Source organism: Acinetobacter minutum (assembly GCF_035916735.1).
Classification (GTDB): Bacteria; Pseudomonadota; Gammaproteobacteria; order Pseudomonadales; family Moraxellaceae; genus Acinetobacter.
Window position 1 is genome coordinate 1 of the sequence record NZ_JAQIHG010000052.1, and the last position, 3,560, is coordinate 3,560.

2 rRNA genes are annotated in these 3,560 nt (G+C 48.0%); both read right to left on the minus strand.

What is annotated here, in order from left to right:
• Positions 1-8: 8 nt before the first annotated feature.
• Positions 9-123, minus strand: a 5S ribosomal RNA gene (gene rrf, locus PAE54_RS12175).
• A gap of 172 nt (positions 124-295) precedes the next feature.
• Positions 296-3,188 (minus strand): 23S ribosomal RNA (locus PAE54_RS12180).
• Positions 3,189-3,560: the final 372 nt, after the last annotated feature.

Here is a 3,560-nt window from a genome sequence, read left to right on the forward strand (position 1 = left end):
GAATAATGAGCTGGCGATGACTTACTCTCACATGGGTAACCCCACACTACCATCAGCGCGAAGAGGTTTCACTTCTGAGTTCGGGAAGGGATCAGGTGGTTCACTCTTGCTATTGTCGCCAGCACAACTGTTATGGTGTTTTTTCGGTCTTACTTGGATGCCGATCTTTCACCAAATCTTGAACAGATTGGGCTGTATTGAATCTTACTTTAAGGTGTTCATTTTAGCTTTAGTTTTAACTAAATCAAGTATTGATGTTGAATCTAGCTTGATACAACAACTGTTTGGGTGTTGTATAGTCAAGCCTCACGATCAATTAGTATTGGTCAGCTTCACATATCACTATGCTTCCACATCCAACCTATCAACGTCCTAGTCTTGAACGGATCTTTAGAGGACATAAAGTCCTAGGGAAATCTTATCTTGAGGTAGGCTTCCCGCTTAGATGCTTTCAGCGGTTATCCCTTCCGAACATAGCTACCCGGCGATGCGACTGGCGTCACAACCGGTACACCAGAGGTTCGTCCACTCTGGTCCTCTCGTACTAGGAGCAGATCCTCTCAAATTTCCAGCGCCCACGGTAGATAGGGACCGAACTGTCTCACGACGTTCTAAACCCAGCTCGCGTACCTCTTTAAATGGCGAACAGCCATACCCTTGGGACCTGCTTCAGCCCCAGGATGAGATGAGCCGACATCGAGGTGCCAAACACCGCCGTCGATATGAACTCTTGGGCGGTATCAGCCTGTTATCCCCAGAGTACCTTTTATCCGTTGAGCGATGGCCCTTCCATACAGAACCACCGGATCACTAAGACCTACTTTCGTACCTGCTCGACTTGTGGGTCTCGCAGTTAAGCGCGCTTTTGCCTTTATACTCTACGCGTGATTTCCGACCACGCTGAGCGCACCTTCGTACTCCTCCGTTACTCTTTAGGAGGAGACCGCCCCAGTCAAACTACCCACCAGACATGGTCCTCGACCCAGATTATGGGTCAGAGTTAGAACCTCAACATTACCAGGGTGGTATTTCAAGGACGGCTCCATTGGAACTGGCGTTCCAACTTCAAAGCCTCCCACCTATCCTACACAAGTAAGGTCAAAGTTCAATGTCAAGCTGCAGTAAAGGTTCACGGGGTCTTTCCGTCTAGCCGCGGGTACACTGCATCTTCACAGCGATTTCGATTTCACTGAGCCTCTGCTGGAGACAGCGCCGCCATCATTATGCCATTCGTGCAGGTCGGAACTTACCCGACAAGGAATTTCGCTACCTTAGGACCGTTATAGTTACGGCCGCCGTTTACTGGGGCTTCGATCAAGAGCTTCGCTTACGCTAACCCCATCAATTAACCTTCCAGCACCGGGCAGGCATCACACCCTATACGTCCACTTTCGTGTTTGCAGAGTGCTATGTTTTTAATAAACAGTTGCAGCGGCCTGGTTTCTGTGGCTGCCAGCAGCTCAAGGAGCAAGTCCTATCACCGCCGGCAGCGTACCTTCTCCCGAAGTTACGGTACCATTTTGCCTAGTTCCTTCAGCAGAGTTCTCTCAAGCGCCTTGGTCTACTCGACCTGACCACCTGTGTCGGTTTCGGGTACGATTCCTGTGTAACTGAAGCTTAGAGACTTTTCCTGGAAGCATGGTATCAGCCACTTCACTGTACAAGTACAGCTTGCTATCAGATCTCAGCATAGAGTACCCCGGATTTGCCTAAGATACATGCCTACATCCTTCCACCTGGACAACCAACGCCAGGCTGACTTAACCTTCTCCGTCCTCTCATCGCATTACACAGAAGTATTGGAATATTAACCAATTTCCCATCGACTACGCCTTTCGGCCTCGCCTTAGGGGTCGACTCACCCAGCCCCGATTAACGTTGGACTGGAACCCTTGGTCTTTCGGCGAACGGGTTTTTCACCCGTTTTGTCGTTACTCACGTCAGCATTCGCACTTCTGATACCTCCAGCAGACTTCTCAATCCACCTTCATCGGCTTACAGAACGCTCCCCTACCACGTATACAAAGTATACATCCGCAGCTTCGGCACATAGTTTTAGCCCCGTTACATCTTCCGCGCAGGCCGACTCGACTAGTGAGCTATTACGCTTTCTTTAAAGGGTGGCTGCTTCTAAGCCAACCTCCTAGCTGTCTATGCCTTCCCACATCGTTTCCCACTTAACTATGATTTTGGGGCCTTAGCTGGCGGTCTGGATTGTTTTCCTCTTGACTACGGACGTTAGCACCCGCAGTCTGTCTCCCGGATAGTACTCATAGGTATTCGGAGTTTGCATCGGTTTGGTAAGTCGGGATGACCCCCTAGCCGAAACAGTGCTCTACCCCCTATGGTATTCGTCCGAGGCGCTACCTAAATAGCTTTCGGGGAGAACCAGCTATCACCGAGTTTGATTAGCCTTTCACCCCTATCCACAAGTCATCCCCCGGCTTTTCAACGACGGTGGGTTCGGTCCTCCAGTTAGTGTTACCCAACCTTCAACCTGCTCATGGATAGATCACCCGGTTTCGGGTCTATACCCAGCAACTAGACGCCCTATTAAGACTCGATTTCTCTACGGCTCCCCTATACGGTTAACCTCGCTACTGAATATAAGTCGCTGACCCATTATACAAAAGGTACGCAGTCACACCACGAAGGTGCTCCCACTGCTTGTATGCATGCGGTTTCAGGATCTATTTCACTCCCCTCACAGGGGTTCTTTTCGCCTTTCCCTCACGGTACTGGTTCACTATCGGTCAGTCAGGAGTATTTAGCCTTGGAGGATGGTCCCCCCATATTCAGACAAGGTTTCACGTGCCTCGCCCTACTCGACATCATTATCTAAGCCCTTTCGTGTACAGGACTATCACCCACTATGGTTGCACTTCCCAGAGCATTCCACTAAAACTTAGATAACTTAATGGGCTAGTCCCCGTTCGCTCGCCGCTACTAAGGGAATCTCAATTGATTTCTTTTCCTAAGGGTACTGAGATGTTTCACTTCCCCTCGTTCGCCTTGCATGACTATGTATTCATCATGCAATACCTATCTTATGATAGGTGGGTTCCCCCATTCAGACATCTCCGGATCACAGGATATTTGCCGCCTCCCCGAAGCTTTTCGCAGGCTATCACGTCTTTCTTCGCCTCTGACTGCCAAGGCATCCACCACATGCACTTAATTACTTGACTATACAACCCCAAACAGTCGTTAATCCCTACAAGTAGGATCAAGACAGATTAACTAATTGCTTAGCTAATCCACAGTTTGTTGCCCGTGCATTTAAGCACTGTACAGCTTCAATCTAAATTCATATACCAAAACGCTTGATTCAGTTAATTTGCTAGTTCTCAATTTCATTCAACATTCACAATTGCTTGCTACTGTCTTCTGAATTGAGTGAACAATTTATTTCAGACTCAATTTTGCCAATCTGTTAATGAATAAACACGCCTTCGTCAGGTCATGCTTAATACCGTGATACTTAAATCACAGAAGTTAATAAATTTGCTATTTCAGCTTATTTACTAAGTTCTGCAATCTTTAGCTCTAAATTAAATATT